Here is a 16,986-nt window from a genome sequence, read left to right as displayed (position 1 = left end):
GAAGTCTTTGACCTCTTACCCGCTTTTGTGGCAATCCGTATGGCAGCTACCCTGTTTCAGTTGATTGTTGATGCTGTTTTATGAGTAGCTACCATCCGGCGGGCCGCTTTTTTAATGCGTCAGGGGTCGATCCGCCGCTCGAAGGTCAGCGTGCCGTCGGGCGCAAAATCGTAAACGTACCAGACGCTGCCTTCCCCGTCGAGGACGCGGCGGTGGGTCTGGTCGACCCGCAGGTCGCCGCGGATGCCCAGCCCGTCCTCCAGCGGCTCCGAAAAGACGATCTCGTCCGCCTCCACGTCGTAGACGTGCGGGCCGAGCATGTTCGTTTCGAGCAGGTAGCGGTCACTGAGGAACCCCGCGACGCTGGAAAAATGCCCGAAGCGGACCCGCCGGTCGGGCCGGGAGGCGTCCATCCAGTGGAACTGGACGTACGCCTGTTCATAGAGCCCGTCGCTGACCGCGAACGCCAGGACGTTCCCGTCCGGGGATAGGCAGTCCTGGCGGTTGGCGACCGCAGCGCGCACCCGCGCCAGATCGTCGTAGATCCCCCAAATCTGCTGCTCGGGCCAGTTGGCCTTCAAGACCTCTACCTCCGGGATGTCCGGAATATCCCCCTCGTAGTCGGCGTAGACCTGGTAGTCGTCCTCCTCGCCGGTGCTCGTCGAAATGAAGCCGTAGCCGCAGAAGAGCGTCATCGAGCCGCGTCCGAGCTGCTCATACCACACCGGCGCGTCCTCCCCGAAGCAGCGCTTCCAGTCGACGTCGCCGGCGTTGCCGCCGATCCCGTACCAGGGTGCGTGCGCTGCGAGCACCGGGAGCATGTCCCGGCGCTCCTCCGGCAGCGGATACCGCCTGCAGATGCAGATCGACCGGACCTCGCCGCCCGCCTCGCCCTCAAACGCGATGGAAAATTCCCGCGTGCGGTAGCCCGCGTAGCAGACGGGCATGTGGCGGCTCATCCCCGGCGCGGAACGGTCGTCGTCCCGTGCAAAGCCGAACTGCGGCGCGCCGAACGCCTCCCGCACGAGTTCAAACGGGTCGCCGACCGAGATGCCCGCGATCACCGGGGCGGTGGAACGCCCGTCGAAGAGCAGGCGGCCGGACGCCCCCTGCTCCCACAGCGCGTCGGCGGGGTATTTCGCGGCAAACGCCTCCCCGTCGAGCGTGAGGTAGTCCTCCGCCAGCGGGCAGAGCTTCCAGTCCTTCCGCTCGAGAAAGCGGGGCGGATCAAGCCGGTAGGTCCCGCCCGGTTCCGGGCCGGGTTCCGATTTTGATCCCGGCGGTTCGGCGGAGGCGGCGCGCCCGGCCGGGGCGGACGCGGATGGCTCCGCGGCCGAAGCCGCCGCGGGGGCGGCCTGCGGCGCGCACCCCGCCAAAAAAAGACAGGCCGCCAGCAGGGCGGCGATTTTCCGCAGTCCCATCCGACGGCCTCCTTTCAGCGCCGCAGCAGGGCTTCCAGCTCCGCGCGGGTAAAGGTGTACTTTTTATCGCAGAAGTGGCAGGCCACCTCGGTGGTCTCCTGTTCCTCGGCGAGCTTTTCGAGGTCCTCGCGGCCGATGCTGAGGAGCGCCCGCTCGACCCGCTGCTTGGAGCAGGTGCAGCGGTAACGGACCTCCCGCTCGTCCAGAATCTCGGGGGAAAAGCCCGCGAGCACCGTTTCGATGATCTCCCGGGGTCCCATCCCCTCGTCGATCATTGTCGAGACGGGCTTCACCGCGTTGATGTTCTCCTCCAGCCGCGCGATTGTGTCCTCCCCCGCGCCCGGCAGCAGCTGCACAAGGTAGCCGCCCGCCGCCCGCACGGTGAGCTCGGGGTTCACGAGCACGCCGAGCGCGCAGACGGTCGGCGTCTGCTCGCTGACCGCGTAGTAGCTCGTCACGTCCTCGGCAATCTCCCCCGAGACGATCGGCACCGAGCCGATCGACGGCTCGGGCAGGCCCACGTCCTTGATGACGGTGAGGGTGCCGTTTTTGCCCACCGCGCCCGCCACGTCCAGCTTGCCGTAGCGGTTGAGCGGAATTTCCACGACGGGGTTGGCGACGTAGCCGCGCGGGTTGCCCCGCGCGTCGGACACCGCGATGAGCGAGCCGGCGGGCCCTCCGCCGGCCAGCCGCACCGTGACGCTGTCCCCCTCGTTTTTGAGCTGGCTGCCCATGATCGAGGCGGCGGTCATCAGCCGCCCGAGCGCGGCCGTCACCGTGGCGGAGGTCCTGTGGACCCGTTCCGCCTCGGCGGCGATATCGGTCGAGTCCACCGCGGTGCAGACGAGCGAGCCGTCCCCCGCGATGGCGCGAATCAGTTTTCCCATATCTGAAAGTTCCTTTCCGTTTCTTATCCCCTGCGGCGCGCCACGTAGACGGCGCGCTGGGTCGTCTCCCCCACCGGGTCGAAGGTGTCCCCCGCGTAGACCGCGAGCAGCTCGAAGCCGGCGCGGTCGAGAATTCCGGCGAGCGTATCGTGCGAATAGCCGCGCTCGCAGAAGCTCTCCCCCTCCCGCGCGTAAAGGGTTTTCTCCCGCACGAAAAAGTCGAGCGTGATCTCGGTGAGCAGGGTGTCGTCGGTGGCGTTCTGCCACACGCAGTAGAGGTCCCCGAGGTCGTAGACGAAGGTGTTCTGCCCAAGGATTTCCCGGTGCTTATAAGGGGTGTTCACGTCGAAGACGAAGACGCCGCCCGGCGCGGTGAAGAGGGCCACCCGCCCGATCGCGGCCTCGAGCGCCGTCTCGTCGGTGATGTGGTTGAGGCTGTCGAGCGCGCAGACCGCCGCGTCCACCGTGCCGTAGAGGTCGAGGGAGGAAAAGTCCTGGCAGAGCCAGAGAATTTCCCCCGCGCCCTTGGACGCAGCTTCAGACAGCATGTCCGCGCTGCCGTCCACCCCGATCACGTCGTAGCCGAGGCGGGAAAGCTCGACCGAAAGGCTTCCCGTCCCGCACGCCAGATCGAGCAGGATGGGCTTTTCGGCCACGCTGAGATGCTGCCTGATGACAGAATCGAAATATTGCGCGCGCCGCCGGTAGTCGACCTGCTCCATCAGCCGGTCGTAATAGGCGGCAAAGGCGTGGTAGGGCATCAGTCCTTCACCCGCTCGAAGACCACCTTGTAGCCGTCGCTGCCGTAGTTGAGGGAGCGGTTCACCCGGCTGATCGTCGCGGTGGAAGCGCCCGTCTTGGCGACGATGTCGCTGTAGACGCGCCCCTCGCTGAGCATGCGGGCCACCTCGAGGCGCTGGGAGAGCGCCTTGAGCTCGGGCACGGTGCACAGGTCGTCGAAGAAATTATAACACTCGTCCATCGTTTCGAGGGAGAGGATGGCTTTAAAGAGATAGTCGACGTTCATGTCCTTGAGTTTCGTATTCAAACGATCGCCTCCACAAATGATATTTGCACTGTCTGCATTTTATCATTTTAGTTTACGAAAGTAAAGACTTTTATGCGTGAAAGCGCTACATTTTTTTCGCGCTGCCGCTTCACACTGGAAAAGGGCGCGAAAAACCGGGCGGAAACTCCGCCCGGCCGCTTTCAGAGCTTTTCCAGCAGCTCCGCCTTTTTTGTTTGGTACTCCTCCTCGGAGATCAGCCGCTGCTCATAGAGCCCCCGCAGGCGTTCCAGCCGCCGCTCGATCGGCTCCTCCGGCGCGTCCGCCTCGTCGATCTCGATGCGGCAGCTTGTCACGCCCTTTTTGGAAAAAGCATTCAGCAGGTTGACCGCCGTGATGACGGCCGCGATCAGCGTCCAGAAGATGCCGAACGGCCCGAAGGCGGGAATCACCATGAAAATACCGAGCAGGACAAAGACCGCGCCGACGACGGCCCCGACGGCCGACTGTCCCTTGCCCGGGCGGACGCGCACCTGTTTTTTCATCTCCGCGCCCCCTCAGTCCTCATCGTTCCGCACGAGGTCCTCGTAGCTCTCCCGACGGACGACGACGCGCGCCCGCCCCTCCCGCAGCATGACCACGGGCGGCCGGGGGATGCGGTTGTAGTTGGAGGCCATCGCATAGTTGTAGGCGCCGGTAGCCAGCACGGCGATGATGTCGCCCGCGCGCGCCTCCTGCATCTGCATGTGCTCGCCGATCAGATCGCCCGACTCGCAGCACCGGCCCGCGAGGGTGACGGTGCGGGTCTTGGGCTCGGCGGCCCGGTTGGCGACCATCGCCTCGTAGGGCGCCTGATAGAGGATGTAGCGCGGGTTGTCCCCCATGCCGCCGTCCACCGACAGGTAGGTGCGCACGCCGGGGATCTCCTTGACCGCGCCCGCCGTGTAGAGGGTCAGCCCCGCGGGGCCGACGATCGAGCGGCCCGGCTCGATGACGATGAAGGGGGTGCGCAGCCCGCGCGCCTTGCAGGTGCGCTCGACCGCGCCCGCGACCCGCTGCATATAGCGGTCATACTGGACGGGGTCGTGCTCGGGCAGATATTTGATGCCGAAGCCGCCGCCCAGGTCGAGGATCTCGAGCTCCCGTCCCGTCTCCGCCTTCACGTCCGCCATGAAGCCGAGCATCACCTCGGCGGCGTGCTCGAACGGCTCGATGTCAAAAATCTGCGAGCCGATGTGGCAGTGGACGCCCTTGAGGCGGACCCCCTTCATGCCGACGGCCTGCCGGACCGCCTCCATCGCCTCGCCCGTCTCGAGCGCGAGGCCGAACTTGCTGTCGATCTGGCCGGTGCGCACGAAGTCGTGGGTGTGCGCGTCGATGCCCGGCTTGATGCGGAAGAGGATCTCCGCGACCTTGCCCCGGCTGACGGCGAGCTGGTCGAGCAGCATGAGCTCGTCAAAGTTGTCGACGACGATCGTGCCCACCCCGTATTCGAGCGCCTCGATCAGCTCCTGCACCGTCTTGTTGTTGCCGTGGAAAAAGATTCGCTCGGGCGGGAAGCCGACGCTTTTGGCGGTGTAGAGCTCGCCCCCCGACACCACGTCGAGCCCGAGCCCCTCCTCCGCCACGATCCGGCAGACCGCCTTGCAGCAGAACGCCTTGCTCGCGTAGGTCACGAGCCCCCGGCCGCCGTAGTAGCGGTTGACCGACTCACGGTAGCTTTCGCACGCGCGGCGGATCTCGTCCTCGTCCATGACATAGAGGGGGGTGCCGTAGGTCTGCGCCAGCTCGACGGTATCCCGCCCGCCGATCGTCAGGTGTCCGAGGGCGTTGAGCCCCAGGCAGTCGGATACAAACATATGATCACGTCTTTCGTCAGATTTTACATGTCGTCGGCATAGCCGCCCGCGTCCTTCTCGGCCTCGCGCGCGTCCATCGAGGCGCGGTCGTCCTCCTCCCGCGCCTCCTCGGCGCAGTCCCGCTCGATCTCCGCGACGATCGCCTTCACCGCGTCGACCCCCTCGCCCGTCTCGGCGGAGAAGGGGATCTTGATGATCTGGTCGGCGCAGGGCAGCTCGCGTTCCAGCGCGGCGAGGCGTTCCTCCCGCTGCTTCTTGGAGAGCTTATCCGCCTTGGTCAGCACGGCCACGAAGGGCAGCTCCCGGTCGATCAAAAAGTCGATCATCGTCAGGTCGTCCGCCGTCGGCGGATGGCGCATGTCGATGAGCTGGAAGACGACCCGCAGGTCGCGTTCCTGCGCGAAGTACCCCTCGATCAACTCCGCCCAGCGGCGCTTCTCCCCCTTCGAGACCTTCGCGTAGCCGTAGCCGGGCAGGTCCGCGAAGCGGATGCCGTCCGCGTGGAAAAAGTTGATCGTTGCCGTCTTGCCCGGCACCGCCGACACCCGCGCGAGCCCCTTGCGGTTGAAGAGCTTGTTGATCATCGAGCTCTTTCCCACGTTGGATCGCCCCGCGAAGGCGATCTCGGGCAGGTCGGAGGGCGGAAGCTGCGACGACGTGCCGTAGCTCGCCTCAAACTGGACGTTGTGGTAATTCATGGCTCCCGCCCCTTTCGGTCTGTCATTTATTGTGGAATCGGGGAATTCGCCTTGGAAAGCGGCTCCTTGCCCTCGGAAGCGATCGCGTCGAGCACGGGGGTGCTCGCCTTGGCGCGCGGCTTTTTGACGAGCGCCGTCTCGAGCACCGTGTCGATCCGTTCGGCGGTGATGAAGCGGATATGCTCCTTCACGACCTCGTCGACCTCGGCCAGGTCGGGCTCGTTCTCGGCCGGGATGACGACCGTCTTGATGCCCGCGCGGTAGGCGGCCATCGTCTTTTCCTTGAGCCCGCCGATCGGCAGCACCCGCCCGCGCAGGGTGATCTCGCCGGTCATCGCCACGTCGCGGCGCACCGGGGTGCCCGACAGCGCGGAGATGAGCGCGGTGCAGATCGTCACGCCCGCGGACGGCCCGTCCTTGGGCACCGCCCCCTCGGGAACATGGATATGAATGTCGCGCGTCTTATAGAAGTCGTGCTCCACGCCGTACTGCTCCCAGTGGGCGCGGATATAGCTGACCGCGGCGTGCGCGGATTCCTTCATCACGTCGCCGAGCGAGCCGGTCAGTTCCAGCTTGCCCGCGCCGTCCATGACGGCGACCTCCACCTGGAGCATCTCGCCGCCCACGCTCGTCCACGCCAGGCCGTTGACCATGCCCACCTCGTCGAACGACTGGATGAGCTCGGGCTTGAACCTGCGGGGGCCGAGGTAATCGGTGATGTTCGCGTTGTCGATGACGACCTTTTTCGCGTCGCCCGAAACGATCTGCTTGGCGGATTTCCGCAGCAGCGAGGCGATCTCCCGCTCAAGCTGGCGCACGCCCGCCTCGCGGGTGTAGTTGTCGATGAGCGCGTAGACCGCGTCGTCGGTGATCTTCGCCTTGGAGGCGGTCAGGCCGTGGCGCTTGAGCTGCTTTTGGCAGAGGTGGTTTTTCGCAATGTGGAACTTCTCCTCGCGGGTGTAGCTGGAAAGCTCGATGATCTCCATGCGGTCGCGCAGCGGCCCGGGGATCGTGTCGAGGGTGTTGGCCGTCGCGATGAAGAGCACGTCGGAAAGATCGAACGGCACCTCGATGAAGTGGTCGCGGAAGGCGTGGTTCTGCTCCGAATCGAGCACCTCGAGAAGCGCCGCCGACGGGTCGCCGCGGTAGTCGTTGCCGAGCTTATCCACCTCGTCGAGCAGCATGAGCGGATTCTGGCTGCCCGCCAGCTTCATCGCGTTGATGATGCGGCCGGGCATCGCGCCGATATAGGTTTTGCGGTGGCCGCGGATGTCGCTCTCGTCCCGCACGCCGCCCAGCGAGATCCGCACGTATTTGCGCCCCATCGACTTGGCGATCGAGCGGGCGATCGACGTCTTGCCGACGCCCGGAGGGCCGACGAGGCAGATGATCTGCCCCTTGATCTCCGGCGCGAGCTTGCGCACCGAGAGCAGCTCGAGGATGCGCTCCTTGACCTTCCGGAGCCCGTAGTGCTCCCGGTCGAGCAGCGCCTTCGCCTTCTTGACGTCGATCTTGTCGGCGGTCCTTTTGCCCCACGGTAATTCGAGCACCGTGTCGAGATAGCCGCGGATGACCCCCGCCTCGTTGGAGTTGCCCGGCAGCTTGGACAGCCGGTCGACCTCCTTGCCCAGCTTTTCGGCGGTCTCCGCGTCGAACTTGATCTTGGCGATCTTGTCGTAGTACTCCTGGATCTCCTCCTGGTCGTCGTCCTCGCCCAGCTCGCCCGAGATCGCCTTCATCTGCTCGCGCAGGTAGTATTCGCGCTGGTTCTTGTCGATCTGGCCCTTGACCTTCTCCTGGATGTCCGCCTCGAGCGAGAGGATGTCGTTTTCCTCCTCGAGCAGGCGCGCCAGGATCTCCAGCCGTTTGAGCGGGTCGCTCTGGGAGAGGATCGTCTGCTTGTCCTCGACCTCCATCTGCATGTTGCCCGCTATGTACTCCGCCAGGTGCACCGGGTCCTCGCTCACAAGCGCGCTGACGATCAGCTCCTTGGGCATCCGCGGCGTGAGGTAGCAGTATTCCTCGAACAGGTCCTTGACGGTGCGCATGAGCGCGTCGCACATCGCGGACTTGACGCTGCGGGTGATGCGCAGCGGGAACTCCGCGATCATCCCCTCGAAGAAGGGCGACTCGGAGAGCACCTCGATCGTCTTCGCGCGGTACATCCCCTCGACGAGCACCCGCCAGGTGCCCCCCTGGGATTTGATGATCTGCTTGACCTGCGCCACCACGCCGATTTTATAGAGCCCGTCCGCCTTCGGCTCGTCGTCGCGGATGTTCTTCTGCGCGACGAGGAAGATTTTGCGGTCGCCGCTCATCACGCGGTTGAGCGCGAGGATGGACTTTTCCCGGCCCACGTCGAAATGCAGCACCATCTGCGGGAAGAGCACCAGCCCGCGCAGCACCAGCATGGGCATGCGCACCGGTTCCTTCGGTTCGGGCACCTGCGGGGACTTCTTCTCCGCGGGCAGAATTTTTTTATTGTTAAGCTCGCTCATATCGCGGCCTCCATTCTCCGGTAAAATGCTTCTATCTCAAAAAACCTTGCCGGTTTGAGCTATTATTATATCATGCTTTCCCCCCGATGTAAACCGGGGAGCATTACCAGCCAAAGGGGACTTTCGTACCAAAGGGGACTTTCGGGAAAGTCCCCTTTGGAAACCCTCAAAGCTTCATCGGGCCGGCCGCCGTCTTCCGGTATGGGGCTCTGCCCGCGCTTTTCGCCGTCTCTGTCCGCGCCAAAACGCTCTTTGGAAACCCCCAAAGCTTCATTGGGCCGGCCGCCGCCTTTCAACATGGGGCTCTGCCCGCGCTTTACGCCGTCTCTGTCTACGCCGGGTCCGCCGCCGAAAGACGCGAAACGGCCGCCGCAGAAACTCTGCGGCGGCCTCTTCCATGCCGTCTTGCACCGAATCAGGACGCGCTGTCCCGCCGGGCCCGCGGCGTCACGCGGCGGGCGGTGGAAATTTGCAGGCGGGAAGGCCTGCGGGCGGGATCCCGGGTGTACTCCGGCTCCCCCTCCCCCTTGGCGCAGGCGCCGGTGATCCGGATGCCCGCGACCGTGCAGTCGGAGGGCGCCTCGTACATGAGGTTCCCGAGCACGTCCTCGATGATCGCGCGCAGCCCGCGCGCGCCCGTCTTGCGCTCGATCGCCTTGTCGGCGATCGCCTCGAGCGCCTCCTGGTCGAAGGAGAGCTCGATGTTGTCGAGCGAGAAGAGCTGCTGGTACTGGCGCACCATCGAATTCTTCGGCTCGGTCAGGATTTTGACGAGCGCCTCCCGGTCGAGCGGTTCCAGCACGGTGAGCACCGGCGTGCGCCCGACCAGCTCGGGGATGAGCCCGAAACGGACAAGGTCCTGCGGGATGACCTGCTGCACGAGCTGGTCCTTCTGCTTGGAGTCCTTGATCGTCGACCCGAAGCCGATCGAAGATTTATCGGTGCGGCGCTCGATGATCTTTTCGATCCCCTCGAACGCGCCGCCGCAGATGAAGAGGATATCCTTGGTGTCGATCTGGATGAATTCCTGCTGGGGATGCTTGCGCCCGCCCTGCGGCGGGACGTTGGCGACGGTGCCCTCCAGAATCTTGAGCAGCGCCTGCTGGACCCCCTCGCCCGACACGTCGCGGGTGATCGAGGGGTTCTCGCTCTTGCGGGAGATCTTGTCGATCTCGTCGATATAGATGATGCCCTTCTGCGCACGCTCGACGTCGTAGTCCGCCGCCTGCAAAAGGCGCAGCAGGATGTTTTCCACATCCTCGCCCACATAGCCCGCCTCGGTCAGCGTCGTGGCGTCCGCGATGGCGAAGGGGACGTTGAGCATCTTGGCGAGGGTCTGGGCGAGCAGCGTCTTGCCCACGCCGGTGGGTCCGAGCATGAGGATGTTGGTCTTGCCGAGCTCCACCTCGCTCGTGTCGCCGAAATAGATGCGTTTGTAGTGGTTGTAGACCGCCACGGACAGCGCGATCTTCGCGCGGTCCTGCCCGATCACGTATTCGTCCAGCCGCTCCTTGATCTCACGCGGCTTGAGCACGGTGATCTGCTGCTCGGGACGGCTCTGGCGGGGCCGCTGCGCGGGCATGTCGTCGTCGAGCACGCTCTGGCAGAGCTCCACACACTCGTTGCAGATGCACACCCCCGGCCCCGCGATCAGCCGCTGGACCTGGTTCTGCATCTTGCCGCAGAAGGAACAGCGCAGTTCCCTCTCGTCGTTCTTCGCCATGGGATACCTCCTGAAAATCTGGATACGCAAAACGCGGCGCCGGTGGGCGCTGCGCTTTTGGGAAAATGTTATTCGTGGTGGCTGAGGATCTTATCGACCAGGCCGTAGTCGAGGGCCTGCTGCGCGGTCATGAAGTTGTCCCGCTCGGTGTCCCGCTCGATGATCTCGAGCGGCTGGCCGGTCTGCTCGGAGAGCAGGCGGTTGAGCTTTTCGCGGGTGCGGATGATCCAGTCGGTGTGGATCTTCATGTCGGTGGCCTGGCCCTGCGCGCCGCCCGACGGCTGGTGGATCATGATCTCGGCGTTGGGCAGCGCGATCCGCTTGCCCTTGGCGCCCGACGAGAGCAGAAACGCGCCCATCGACGCGCCGAGCCCCATGCAGATGGTCGAGACGTCGCACTTGATATAGTTCATCGTGTCGTAGATCGCCATGCCCGCCGTGACCGAGCCGCCCGGGCTGTTGATGTAGAGGTGGATGTCCTTGTCGGGGTCCTGCCCCTCGAGGTAGAGCATCTGCGCGATCACCAGGCTGGCGGAGGTGTCGTTGACCTCCTCGCACAGCATGACGATGCGGTCGTTGAGCAGCCGCGAAAAGATGTCGTAGCTGCGCTCGCCCCGGTTCGTCTGCTCGATGACCATCGGCACCAGGCTCATGGCCGCGCTTCCCATTGTTAGGCTCATTGTGAAATTACCTCCTGTCGGATTCGTTCTGCCGCAAACCAATCCTCTATGCTCCAAAAGTTTTACCGGCGCGGCGGCTGGCCGCCGTGCCGGTATGTAGGCAGTCTTATTCGGCCGGCCCGTCCGCGGGCTCCGCCGCCGGGGCTTCCTCCGCCTTCGCCTTCTTGGCGCGCGGCTTGGAGGCCTTCTTCGGCTTCTCCTCCTTGGCGGGCTCCTCCTTGACCTCCTTCACGACGGCGCTGTCGCGCACAAGGTCGAGCGCCTTGCCCATCGCGAGGTTCTGGGCGATCTCCTTCTCCGGAACGATGTTCCTGAGCTTGTCGGCCTCCATGCTGTAGTTCTTCGCGAGCTTGTCATACTCGGCGGCGATCTCCTCGGCGGTCGGCTCGATCTTCTCGAGCTCGACGATCTTTTCGAGCGCCAGGCGGGTCTTGACCTGCGATTCGGCCTGCGGGACGAAGCCCTTGCGGAAGCCGTCCATATCGGTGCCCGCGTACTGCAAATAGGTCGGCAGGTTGAGCCCCTGCGACTGCAGACGGTACTCGAAGTCGCGCACCATCTCGTCGATGCGGCTGTCATACATGCACTGGGGGATGTCGGCCACGAGCTTTTCGCAGACGGTATCCATCAGCTTGTTTTCCATCTCGGTTTCAGCCTGGCTGTCATGACGCTCCTGCGCCTTCTTCTTGAGGTCGGCCTTCAGCTCGTCGAGCGTGTCGAACTCGCTGACGTCCTTGGCGAACTCGTCGTCCAGCAGCGGCAGCTCCTTCATCTTGAGCTCGTGCAGCGTGCACTTGAAGACAGCGGGCTTGCCCTTTAATTCCTCGGCGTGGTAGTTCTCCGGGAAGCTCACGTTCACCTCGAACGACTCGCCGACGCTGTGGCCGACGACCTGCTCCTCGAAGCCGGGGATGAAGCTGTTGGAGCCCAGCTCGAGCGGGTATTTCTCGCCCTTGCCGCCCTCGAACGCCTCGCCGTCGACAAAGCCCTCGAAATCGATCACGGCGGTGTCGCCGTTCATGGCGGCGCGGCCCTCCACGGCGATCACGCGGCCGCCCTGCTCCTGCATGCGGGAGAGCTCGGCGTCGACCTCGGCGTCGGTCGCCTCGACGACCTTCTTCTCCACCTCGATGCCCTTGTAGCCCTCGATGGAGACCTCCGGCTTGACGGTGACGGTCGCCTTGAAGGAGTAGCCGTCCTTCGAGACGTCGAGCACCTCGATATCGGCGCGGTCGACCGGCTCGATGCCCTTTTCCTCGACGGCGGCGTCGTAGGCCGCGGGGTAGGTGTTGTTGACGGCCTCCTCATAGAAAACGCCCTCGCCGTACAGCTTTTCGATCATCTTGCGGGGGGCCTTGCCGCGGCGGAAGCCGGGAACGGTCATCCGCTTGACGTTCTTTTTGAACACCTCGTCGACCGCCTTGCCGAACGTCTCGGCGTCGACGGTGATGGTGAGCTCTACCTTTTTGTCCTCGTTGGTCTTCATTTCTGTTACTGCCATTCTACTTCCTCCTGAAAAATGTTCCGTTCCCCTGCATCTTCCGCTTTTCCTGGAGGAACGATTCGGGCGCTATAAACCCACTATCTTGGTATTATATCAAATCGGACGGGACTTGCCAATAGATAATTTGTGAATTTCCCGCGTTTTTTCAGCCTTCCCGGCCGGTTTCCACCAGCACCGGGTCAAATTTCAGGTAGTCGCCGCTCACCAGCCGAAAGCGGATGCCCTCGTAGCTCCCGTCGATCGCCCAGCGGCACCCCTCGGCGTGGATGTGACCGTAGTAGCAGCGGCGGACGCCGTGCTTTTTGAGCACCTCGAGGATCTGCGGCGAGACGCTCTCGCCGTAGACGGGCGGGTAGTGCAGAAAAACGACCGGCTCCAGCCCGGTCTTTTCCGCCTCCGCGATCGAAAGCTCCAGCCGGATGCACTCCCGGTTGATGATCTTGTCGTCGAACGCCTCCCCCGTCTCGAAGAGCCACCCCCGCGAGCCGCAGACGGCGATCCCGTCGGCCGTAACGCAGTTATTATGGAGGATTTCCAGCGTGTTTAATCCGTGCGCCGAAAAAAAGGCGTGCACCTTGGAGCGGGTGCTCCACCAGTAGTCGTGGTTGCCCTTGAGCAGGATCTTGCGCCCGGGCAGCGCCTCGAGAAATTGGAAATCCGCGAGCGCCCCCTCGAGCGACATCCCCCACGAGGTGTCGCCGGGCAGCACTACGGTGTCCTCCTCCCCGACCTTCGCGCGCCACGCCCGCCCGATGCGCGCGACGTAGTTTTCCCACCCGGGGAAAACGTCCATCGGGTGCCCGCTCGTCAGCGAGAGGTGCAGGTCGCCGATTGTGTAGACCGCGATTGCGATCGCCTCCTTTTTGCCGGGCCGATCTCCCGGGGAAGCCCCGGAAAACAGCCCCGCTTACATCCCGCAGGGAGGTTCTCCCCGCGCGTCGTACCGCTCGAAAAACGCCATCGCGTTTTGAAAAAAGAGCTTTTGGGCCAGCTTTTCGCCGTACTCCGCCTTCACCCGGCCGTAGAGCCCGCCGATCCTCTCGGCCGGCTCCAGCCAGGAGGGCACGTCGGTGCCGTCGTAGTCGGAGCCGAGCGCCACGGCGTCCTCCCCGCCGAGCGCGAGGAAGTGGCCCAGGTGCGCCGAGAGCGCCGCGTAGGAGGGGTCGGGGTCGTCCGCCGCGATGAAGTGGGTGGAGAAGTTGAGCCCCACGACGCCGCCCGCCGCCGCGACCGCCCGGAACTGGTCGTCGGTGAGGTTGCGCCCATGCCCGCAGACCGCGCGGGAATCCGAATGGGTCGCGATAAACGGGCGCCTCGCGCGTTTCTGCACCTCCCAGAAGCCGCTGTCGCTCAGGTGGGAGACGTCGACGACGATCCCCGCCTCCTCGAGCAGCGGGAGCGCCTCCCGCCCGAGGGGGGTGAGCCCCTCGTCGCAGGCCATGCCGCTGCCCAGCTCGTTTTTGCCGTTCCAGGTGAGGGTCAGGACGCGCACGCCGCATTCCCGCAGCCGCGCGATCCGCCCGAGGTCCCCGGCGAGCGCCGAGCCGCCCTCCACCGTGAGCAGCGCCGCGCACCTTCCCCCGGAAATGATCTCCCGGATGTCCGCCGCCGTGAACGCCTGCGCGGCGAGGTCGGCGTTCTCCGCGAGCTGCCCGGTGAAGAACCGGTAACAGCTCTCAAAATAATCGACCGCGGCCTCGCCGCGGTATTCGTCCGGCATGAAGATCGCAAAGCACTGGCACCAGTCGTAGCAGGCCATCCGGCCGAGCGCGAGGTGCGCGCCGTTTTGCCGCAGGCTCCGGTCGCCCGGCGCGAGGCGTTCGCCGTCGTGCAGGCGGGTGACGGTGTCGCAGTGCAGGTCAAATAAATACATCCAGATCCCCCGTATCGTACGCGCCCGCCAGGTGGGCCCAGCGGGTCACCACATTCGAGCCGGGCCGCTCGGTCACGACCTCGAAGAGGTCGAAACGCGGCTGGACCGCCCCTGTATTGTATATGCCGCGCTCCCGCAGATATGCCACGGCGGCCAGCGCAATCCGCCTGCGCTGCGCCCTTGTGACGCTCGCGGCCGGGGCGGCCAGCGCGCTTTGCGCGCGGGTCTTGACCTCGACGAAGGCGATGACCCCATCCTTTTGCAGGATGAGGTCGATCTCATGGCGCCCGCTGCGCCAGTTGCGCGCGAGGATCTCGTACCCCGCCTCCGCGAGCTTCTTTGCGGCGAACTCCTCCCCCAGCGTCCCGCGCTGCCGCGTCGTCGCCGTCATTTGAGGAGCTTTTTGAGGAAGGTGCGGCGGTGTACCGGCGAGGGGCCGTACCGTTCCAGCATCTCGTAGTGGAGCCTGGTGCCGTAGCCCTTGTGCTGCGCGAACCGGTATTCGGGGTACTTTTGGTCGAGCTCCTTCATATAGCGGTCCCGCGCGACCTTCGCCAGAATCGACGCCGCCGCGATCGACGCGCTCCTGCCGTCCCCGCCGATGATCGTCTGGGTGGCGAAGCCGAGCCCCGGGTCGCAGTTGCCGTCGACGAGCGCGAGGTCGGGCTTCACCGAAAGCCCTTCCGCCGCGCGGCGCATCGCGAGCATCGCCGCCCGCAGGATGTTCATTTCGTCGATCTCCGCGACCGACGCGGCCGCGATGCTATAGGCCGCGGCCCGCGCGGTGATCTCGTCAAAGAGCGCCTCGCGCTTTTTTTCCGTGAGCTTCTTCGAGTCGTTGACCCCCGCGATCTCGACGCCGCGCGGCAGAATGACTGCCGCGGCGTACACGTCCCCCGCGAGCGGCCCGCGCCCCGCCTCGTCGATGCCGCAGACGGCGGAAAACCCCTGGTCGTAGGCGATCAGCTCATACTGGTACAGGTCCATGTCAGTCCTCCGGCGGCAGTTCCAGCGTCAGCCTGCCGAGCTTTCCGCTGCGGAATTCGTCGAGCACGGTGATCGCCGCCCGCTCGGTGTTGACCTCGCCGCCCGAAACGAGCATCCCGCGCTTTTTCCCCACAAGGCAGAGGAGTCCGTAGGCGTCGAGCCCGTCCGTCTCCCCCTCCTTGAAGCTGTAGCGCGCGGCGAGCTGCGCCGGGTATTCGGCGTTTAAAAGCCAGAGCAGCCGCATCGCGAGCAGCTCGGCGTCGAGCACGTCGTCCTTGACCGCCCCCGTGAAGGCGAGCCGCTCCCCGACGGCGGGGTCCTCGAACTTGGGCCAGAGCACCCCCGGCATATCCAGCAGGTCGATTCCGCCCGCGAGCGACACCCACTGCCGCCCGCGCGTCACGCCCGGGCGGTCCTCCACCTTCGCGCGCTTCGCGCCCGCGAGGCGGTTGATGAGGGAGGACTTGCCGACGTTGGGGATGCCAACGATCATCATGCGGATCGGCTGGCCGCCCATCCCCTTCTCCGCCCTGCGCGCGAGCTGCGCCGAAAGCGCGCTCTTCACGAGCGGCAGGAAGGCCCCCAGGCCCTTGCCGCTGCGGCAGTCGGTCGCGATGGCGGGGACGCCCTTTCGGGCATAGTAATCCACCCAGCGGCGGGTCGCCCCGTCGTCGGCGGAATCGCATTTATTGAGCAGGATCACGCGGGGCTTCTGCCCCACGAGCTTGTCGATCTCCGGATTGCGGCTCGACGCGGGAATCCGCGCGTCGGTCAGCTCGACGACGATGTCGACGAGCTTCAGGCTCTCGCTCATCAGCCGCCGGGTCTTGGCCATGTGCCCCGGGAACCACTGGATCGACGGGACCTCTGCCGCCGGGACGCCGGGCTGCTGGGTACTCATGAAATCCCTCCGAACTTGTTGAATGGGAAGAAGCGGAAGACCGCCTTGCCCATGATGTGGCGGACGTCGACCATGCCGATGTCGCTCGACCGGCTGTCGAGCGAATGGTTGCGGTTGTCCCCCATCACGAAGACGCAACCCGCCGGCACCTTCACCGGGAAGGAGATGTCGTACTGGAGCATCGTGGGTTCGTTGATGTAGGGCTCATCGAGCAGGGTGTCGTTGCGCCACACCTCCCCCGACGCGAAATCGATGAAGATGACGTCCCCCTCCTTGCCGATCACCCGCTTGACGATCGCGTCCTCGTCGGTGATCGAGCGGTCGACGACGACCACGTCGCCGTATTCCGGCGCGTAGCCCGCCTGCTGGAGGATCAGCCGCTCGCCGTTGTGGAGGGTCGGCAGCATCGAAATGCCGTTGACCGTCGCGAGCCGCGCGAAAAAGGTGAAGATGAGCAGGAAGGCGAGCAGCGGCACCAAAAACGATTCCACCCACTCGTACGCCTCGCTCACCGCGCTTTTCGCCTCCGGCTGATTGTCCCTGTATTCCGCAGCGTCCATCTGCATCCTCTCCATTCCAGTCATTCTGTCGTCAGTCGATCTCCCCCGCCCTGCCCGCCGGCAGGAAGCGGTAGACCGCCTTGCCCATCACCCGCCGCAGGTCGATCATGCCGATCTCCCGCGTGCGGCTGTCGGCCGAGTGGTTGCGGTTGTCCCCCATCACGAAGACGCTCCCCTCGGGCACCGTCACCGGGAACTCCACGTCCCGCCGGGTGAGGGTGGGCTCGTTTAAGTAGGGCTCGTCCAGCGTCTGCCCGTTGCGGCGGACCTGCCCGGTTTCAAAGTCGATGTCGATCTCGTCCCCCGCGCGGCCGATCACCCGCTTGATGATCGGCGGCTCCCCCTTCTGGCTGCGTGTATTCGGGACCTTAGCTGTGGGTCTGGGCTTT

At 65.0% G+C, this 16,986-nt stretch carries 18 protein-coding genes; all 18 read right to left on the bottom strand.

Translation table 11 applies throughout. From position 1 onward, the window contains the following. Positions 1-119 precede the first annotated feature (119 nt). On the bottom strand, positions 120-1,421 hold the full coding sequence (locus ACZO3G_RS12450) for a hypothetical protein (protein WP_277138554.1): 1,302 nt from the start codon (positions 1,419-1,421) through the stop codon (positions 120-122). A 14-nt stretch (positions 1,422-1,435) separates the two neighbouring features. Continuing rightward, positions 1,436-2,308 (bottom strand): Hsp33 family molecular chaperone HslO, encoded by an 873-nt coding sequence (gene hslO, locus ACZO3G_RS12445; RefSeq protein WP_256152158.1) that lies wholly within the window; start codon positions 2,306-2,308, stop codon positions 1,436-1,438. Positions 2,309-2,331: 23 nt separating this feature from the next. Further along, the gene (locus ACZO3G_RS12440) at positions 2,332-3,069 is read right to left on the bottom strand and encodes a class I SAM-dependent DNA methyltransferase (protein WP_276872272.1); all 738 of its coding nucleotides are present in this window, start codon (positions 3,067-3,069) and stop codon (positions 2,332-2,334) included. Further along, the gene (locus ACZO3G_RS12435) at positions 3,069-3,356 is read right to left on the bottom strand and encodes a YerC/YecD family TrpR-related protein (RefSeq protein ID WP_101549760.1); all 288 of its coding nucleotides are present in this window, start codon (positions 3,354-3,356) and stop codon (positions 3,069-3,071) included. The genes ACZO3G_RS12440 and ACZO3G_RS12435 overlap by 1 nt, the downstream gene beginning before the upstream one ends. A 161-nt stretch (positions 3,357-3,517) precedes the next feature. Continuing rightward, the gene (locus tag ACZO3G_RS12430) at positions 3,518-3,859 is read right to left on the bottom strand and encodes an SHOCT domain-containing protein (RefSeq protein ID WP_101549758.1); all 342 of its coding nucleotides are present in this window, start codon (positions 3,857-3,859) and stop codon (positions 3,518-3,520) included. Positions 3,860-3,871: 12 nt separating this feature from the next. Beyond that, on the bottom strand, positions 3,872-5,173 hold the full coding sequence (gene lysA / locus ACZO3G_RS12425; RefSeq protein WP_101549756.1) for a diaminopimelate decarboxylase: 1,302 nt from the start codon (positions 5,171-5,173) through the stop codon (positions 3,872-3,874). A 23-nt stretch (positions 5,174-5,196) separates the two neighbouring features. Then, positions 5,197-5,871 carry a ribosome biogenesis GTP-binding protein YihA/YsxC gene (gene yihA, locus ACZO3G_RS12420; RefSeq protein ID WP_276872270.1) on the bottom strand — a complete coding sequence of 225 codons (675 nt, stop codon included), beginning with the start codon at positions 5,869-5,871 and terminating at the stop codon, positions 5,197-5,199. A gap of 26 nt (positions 5,872-5,897) precedes the next feature. Next, positions 5,898-8,369 carry an endopeptidase La gene (gene lon, locus ACZO3G_RS12415; protein WP_172439173.1) on the bottom strand — a complete coding sequence of 824 codons (2,472 nt, stop codon included), beginning with the start codon at positions 8,367-8,369 and terminating at the stop codon, positions 5,898-5,900. A gap of 415 nt (positions 8,370-8,784) precedes the next feature. Continuing rightward, positions 8,785-10,092: an ATP-dependent Clp protease ATP-binding subunit ClpX gene (gene clpX / locus ACZO3G_RS12410; protein ID WP_101549752.1), complete on the bottom strand. Its 1,308-nt coding sequence runs from the start codon at positions 10,090-10,092 to the stop codon at positions 8,785-8,787. A 68-nt stretch (positions 10,093-10,160) separates the two neighbouring features. Next, positions 10,161-10,745 (bottom strand): ATP-dependent Clp endopeptidase proteolytic subunit ClpP, encoded by a 585-nt coding sequence (gene clpP, locus ACZO3G_RS12405; RefSeq protein ID WP_101553183.1) that lies wholly within the window; start codon positions 10,743-10,745, stop codon positions 10,161-10,163. 133 nt (positions 10,746-10,878) lie between these two features. Further along, entirely contained in the window at positions 10,879-12,273 is a 1,395-nt protein-coding gene (gene tig, locus ACZO3G_RS12400; RefSeq protein WP_276872268.1) for a trigger factor, read from the bottom strand. 148 nt (positions 12,274-12,421) lie between these two features. Next, positions 12,422-13,123, bottom strand: coding sequence for a metallophosphoesterase (locus ACZO3G_RS12395; RefSeq protein ID WP_101549748.1), 702 nt, complete (start codon positions 13,121-13,123; stop codon positions 12,422-12,424). A 60-nt stretch (positions 13,124-13,183) separates the two neighbouring features. Beyond that, the gene (locus ACZO3G_RS12390; RefSeq protein WP_101549746.1) at positions 13,184-14,149 is read right to left on the bottom strand and encodes a dipeptidase; all 966 of its coding nucleotides are present in this window, start codon (positions 14,147-14,149) and stop codon (positions 13,184-13,186) included. Further along, the gene (locus ACZO3G_RS12385; RefSeq protein ID WP_101549745.1) at positions 14,136-14,540 is read right to left on the bottom strand and encodes a YraN family protein; all 405 of its coding nucleotides are present in this window, start codon (positions 14,538-14,540) and stop codon (positions 14,136-14,138) included. Before ACZO3G_RS12385 ends, ACZO3G_RS12390 begins: the two co-directional genes overlap by 14 nt. Further along, a complete protein-coding gene (rnhB, locus tag ACZO3G_RS12380) occupies positions 14,537-15,136 on the bottom strand; it encodes a ribonuclease HII (RefSeq protein WP_101549743.1) in 600 nt (199 codons plus the stop codon). The genes ACZO3G_RS12385 and rnhB overlap by 4 nt, the downstream gene beginning before the upstream one ends. A 1-nt stretch (position 15,137) precedes the next feature. Then, entirely contained in the window at positions 15,138-16,037 is a 900-nt protein-coding gene (gene ylqF, locus ACZO3G_RS12375) for a ribosome biogenesis GTPase YlqF (RefSeq protein WP_276872265.1), read from the bottom strand. Next, positions 16,034-16,597, bottom strand: coding sequence for a signal peptidase I (gene lepB / locus ACZO3G_RS12370; RefSeq protein WP_172439172.1), 564 nt, complete (start codon positions 16,595-16,597; stop codon positions 16,034-16,036). Before lepB (ACZO3G_RS12370) ends, ylqF begins: the two co-directional genes overlap by 4 nt. 31 nt (positions 16,598-16,628) lie before the next feature. Next, positions 16,629-16,986, bottom strand: a 358-nt coding sequence (lepB, locus tag ACZO3G_RS12365; RefSeq protein ID WP_486847278.1) for a signal peptidase I, incomplete at its 5' end; no start/stop codon positions are given.

The organism is Anaerotruncus sp., assembly GCF_057433415.1.
This window is presented reverse-complemented; position numbering and strand designations above follow the sequence as displayed.

What these genes read in the sequence shown, in the direction of transcription:
- ACZO3G_RS12430 (WP_101549758.1), bottom strand. Translation starts at nt 3,859, where the DNA reads ATGAAAAAACAGGTGCGCGTCCGCCCGGGCAAGGGACAGTCGGCCGTC.
- ACZO3G_RS12440 (WP_276872272.1), bottom strand. Translation starts at nt 3,069, where the DNA reads ATGCCCTACCACGCCTTTGCCGCCTATTACGACCGGCTGATGGAGCAG.
- ACZO3G_RS12450 (WP_277138554.1), bottom strand. Translation starts at nt 1,421, where the DNA reads ATGGGACTGCGGAAAATCGCCGCCCTGCTGGCGGCCTGTCTTTTTTTG.
- ACZO3G_RS12385 (WP_101549745.1), bottom strand. Translation starts at nt 14,540, where the DNA reads ATGACGGCGACGACGCGGCAGCGCGGGACGCTGGGGGAGGAGTTCGCC.
- hslO (WP_256152158.1), bottom strand. Translation starts at nt 2,308, where the DNA reads ATGGGAAAACTGATTCGCGCCATCGCGGGGGACGGCTCGCTCGTCTGC.
- ACZO3G_RS12390 (WP_101549746.1), bottom strand. Translation starts at nt 14,149, where the DNA reads ATGTATTTATTTGACCTGCACTGCGACACCGTCACCCGCCTGCACGAC.
- clpP (WP_101553183.1), bottom strand. Translation starts at nt 10,745, where the DNA reads ATGAGCCTGGTGCCGATGGTCATCGAGCAGACGAACCGGGGCGAGCGC.
- clpX (WP_101549752.1), bottom strand. Translation starts at nt 10,092, where the DNA reads ATGGCGAAGAACGACGAGAGGGAACTGCGCTGTTCCTTCTGCGGCAAG.
- lepB (WP_172439172.1), bottom strand. Translation starts at nt 16,597, where the DNA reads ATGGACGCTGCGGAATACAGGGACAATCAGCCGGAGGCGAAAAGCGCG.
- tig (WP_276872268.1), bottom strand. Translation starts at nt 12,273, where the DNA reads ATGGCAGTAACAGAAATGAAGACCAACGAGGACAAAAAGGTAGAGCTC.
- ylqF (WP_276872265.1), bottom strand. Translation starts at nt 16,037, where the DNA reads ATGAGTACCCAGCAGCCCGGCGTCCCGGCGGCAGAGGTCCCGTCGATC.
- rnhB (WP_101549743.1), bottom strand. Translation starts at nt 15,136, where the DNA reads ATGGACCTGTACCAGTATGAGCTGATCGCCTACGACCAGGGGTTTTCC.
- lon (WP_172439173.1), bottom strand. Translation starts at nt 8,369, where the DNA reads ATGAGCGAGCTTAACAATAAAAAAATTCTGCCCGCGGAGAAGAAGTCC.
- lysA (WP_101549756.1), bottom strand. Translation starts at nt 5,173, where the DNA reads ATGTTTGTATCCGACTGCCTGGGGCTCAACGCCCTCGGACACCTGACG.
- yihA (WP_276872270.1), bottom strand. Translation starts at nt 5,871, where the DNA reads ATGAATTACCACAACGTCCAGTTTGAGGCGAGCTACGGCACGTCGTCG.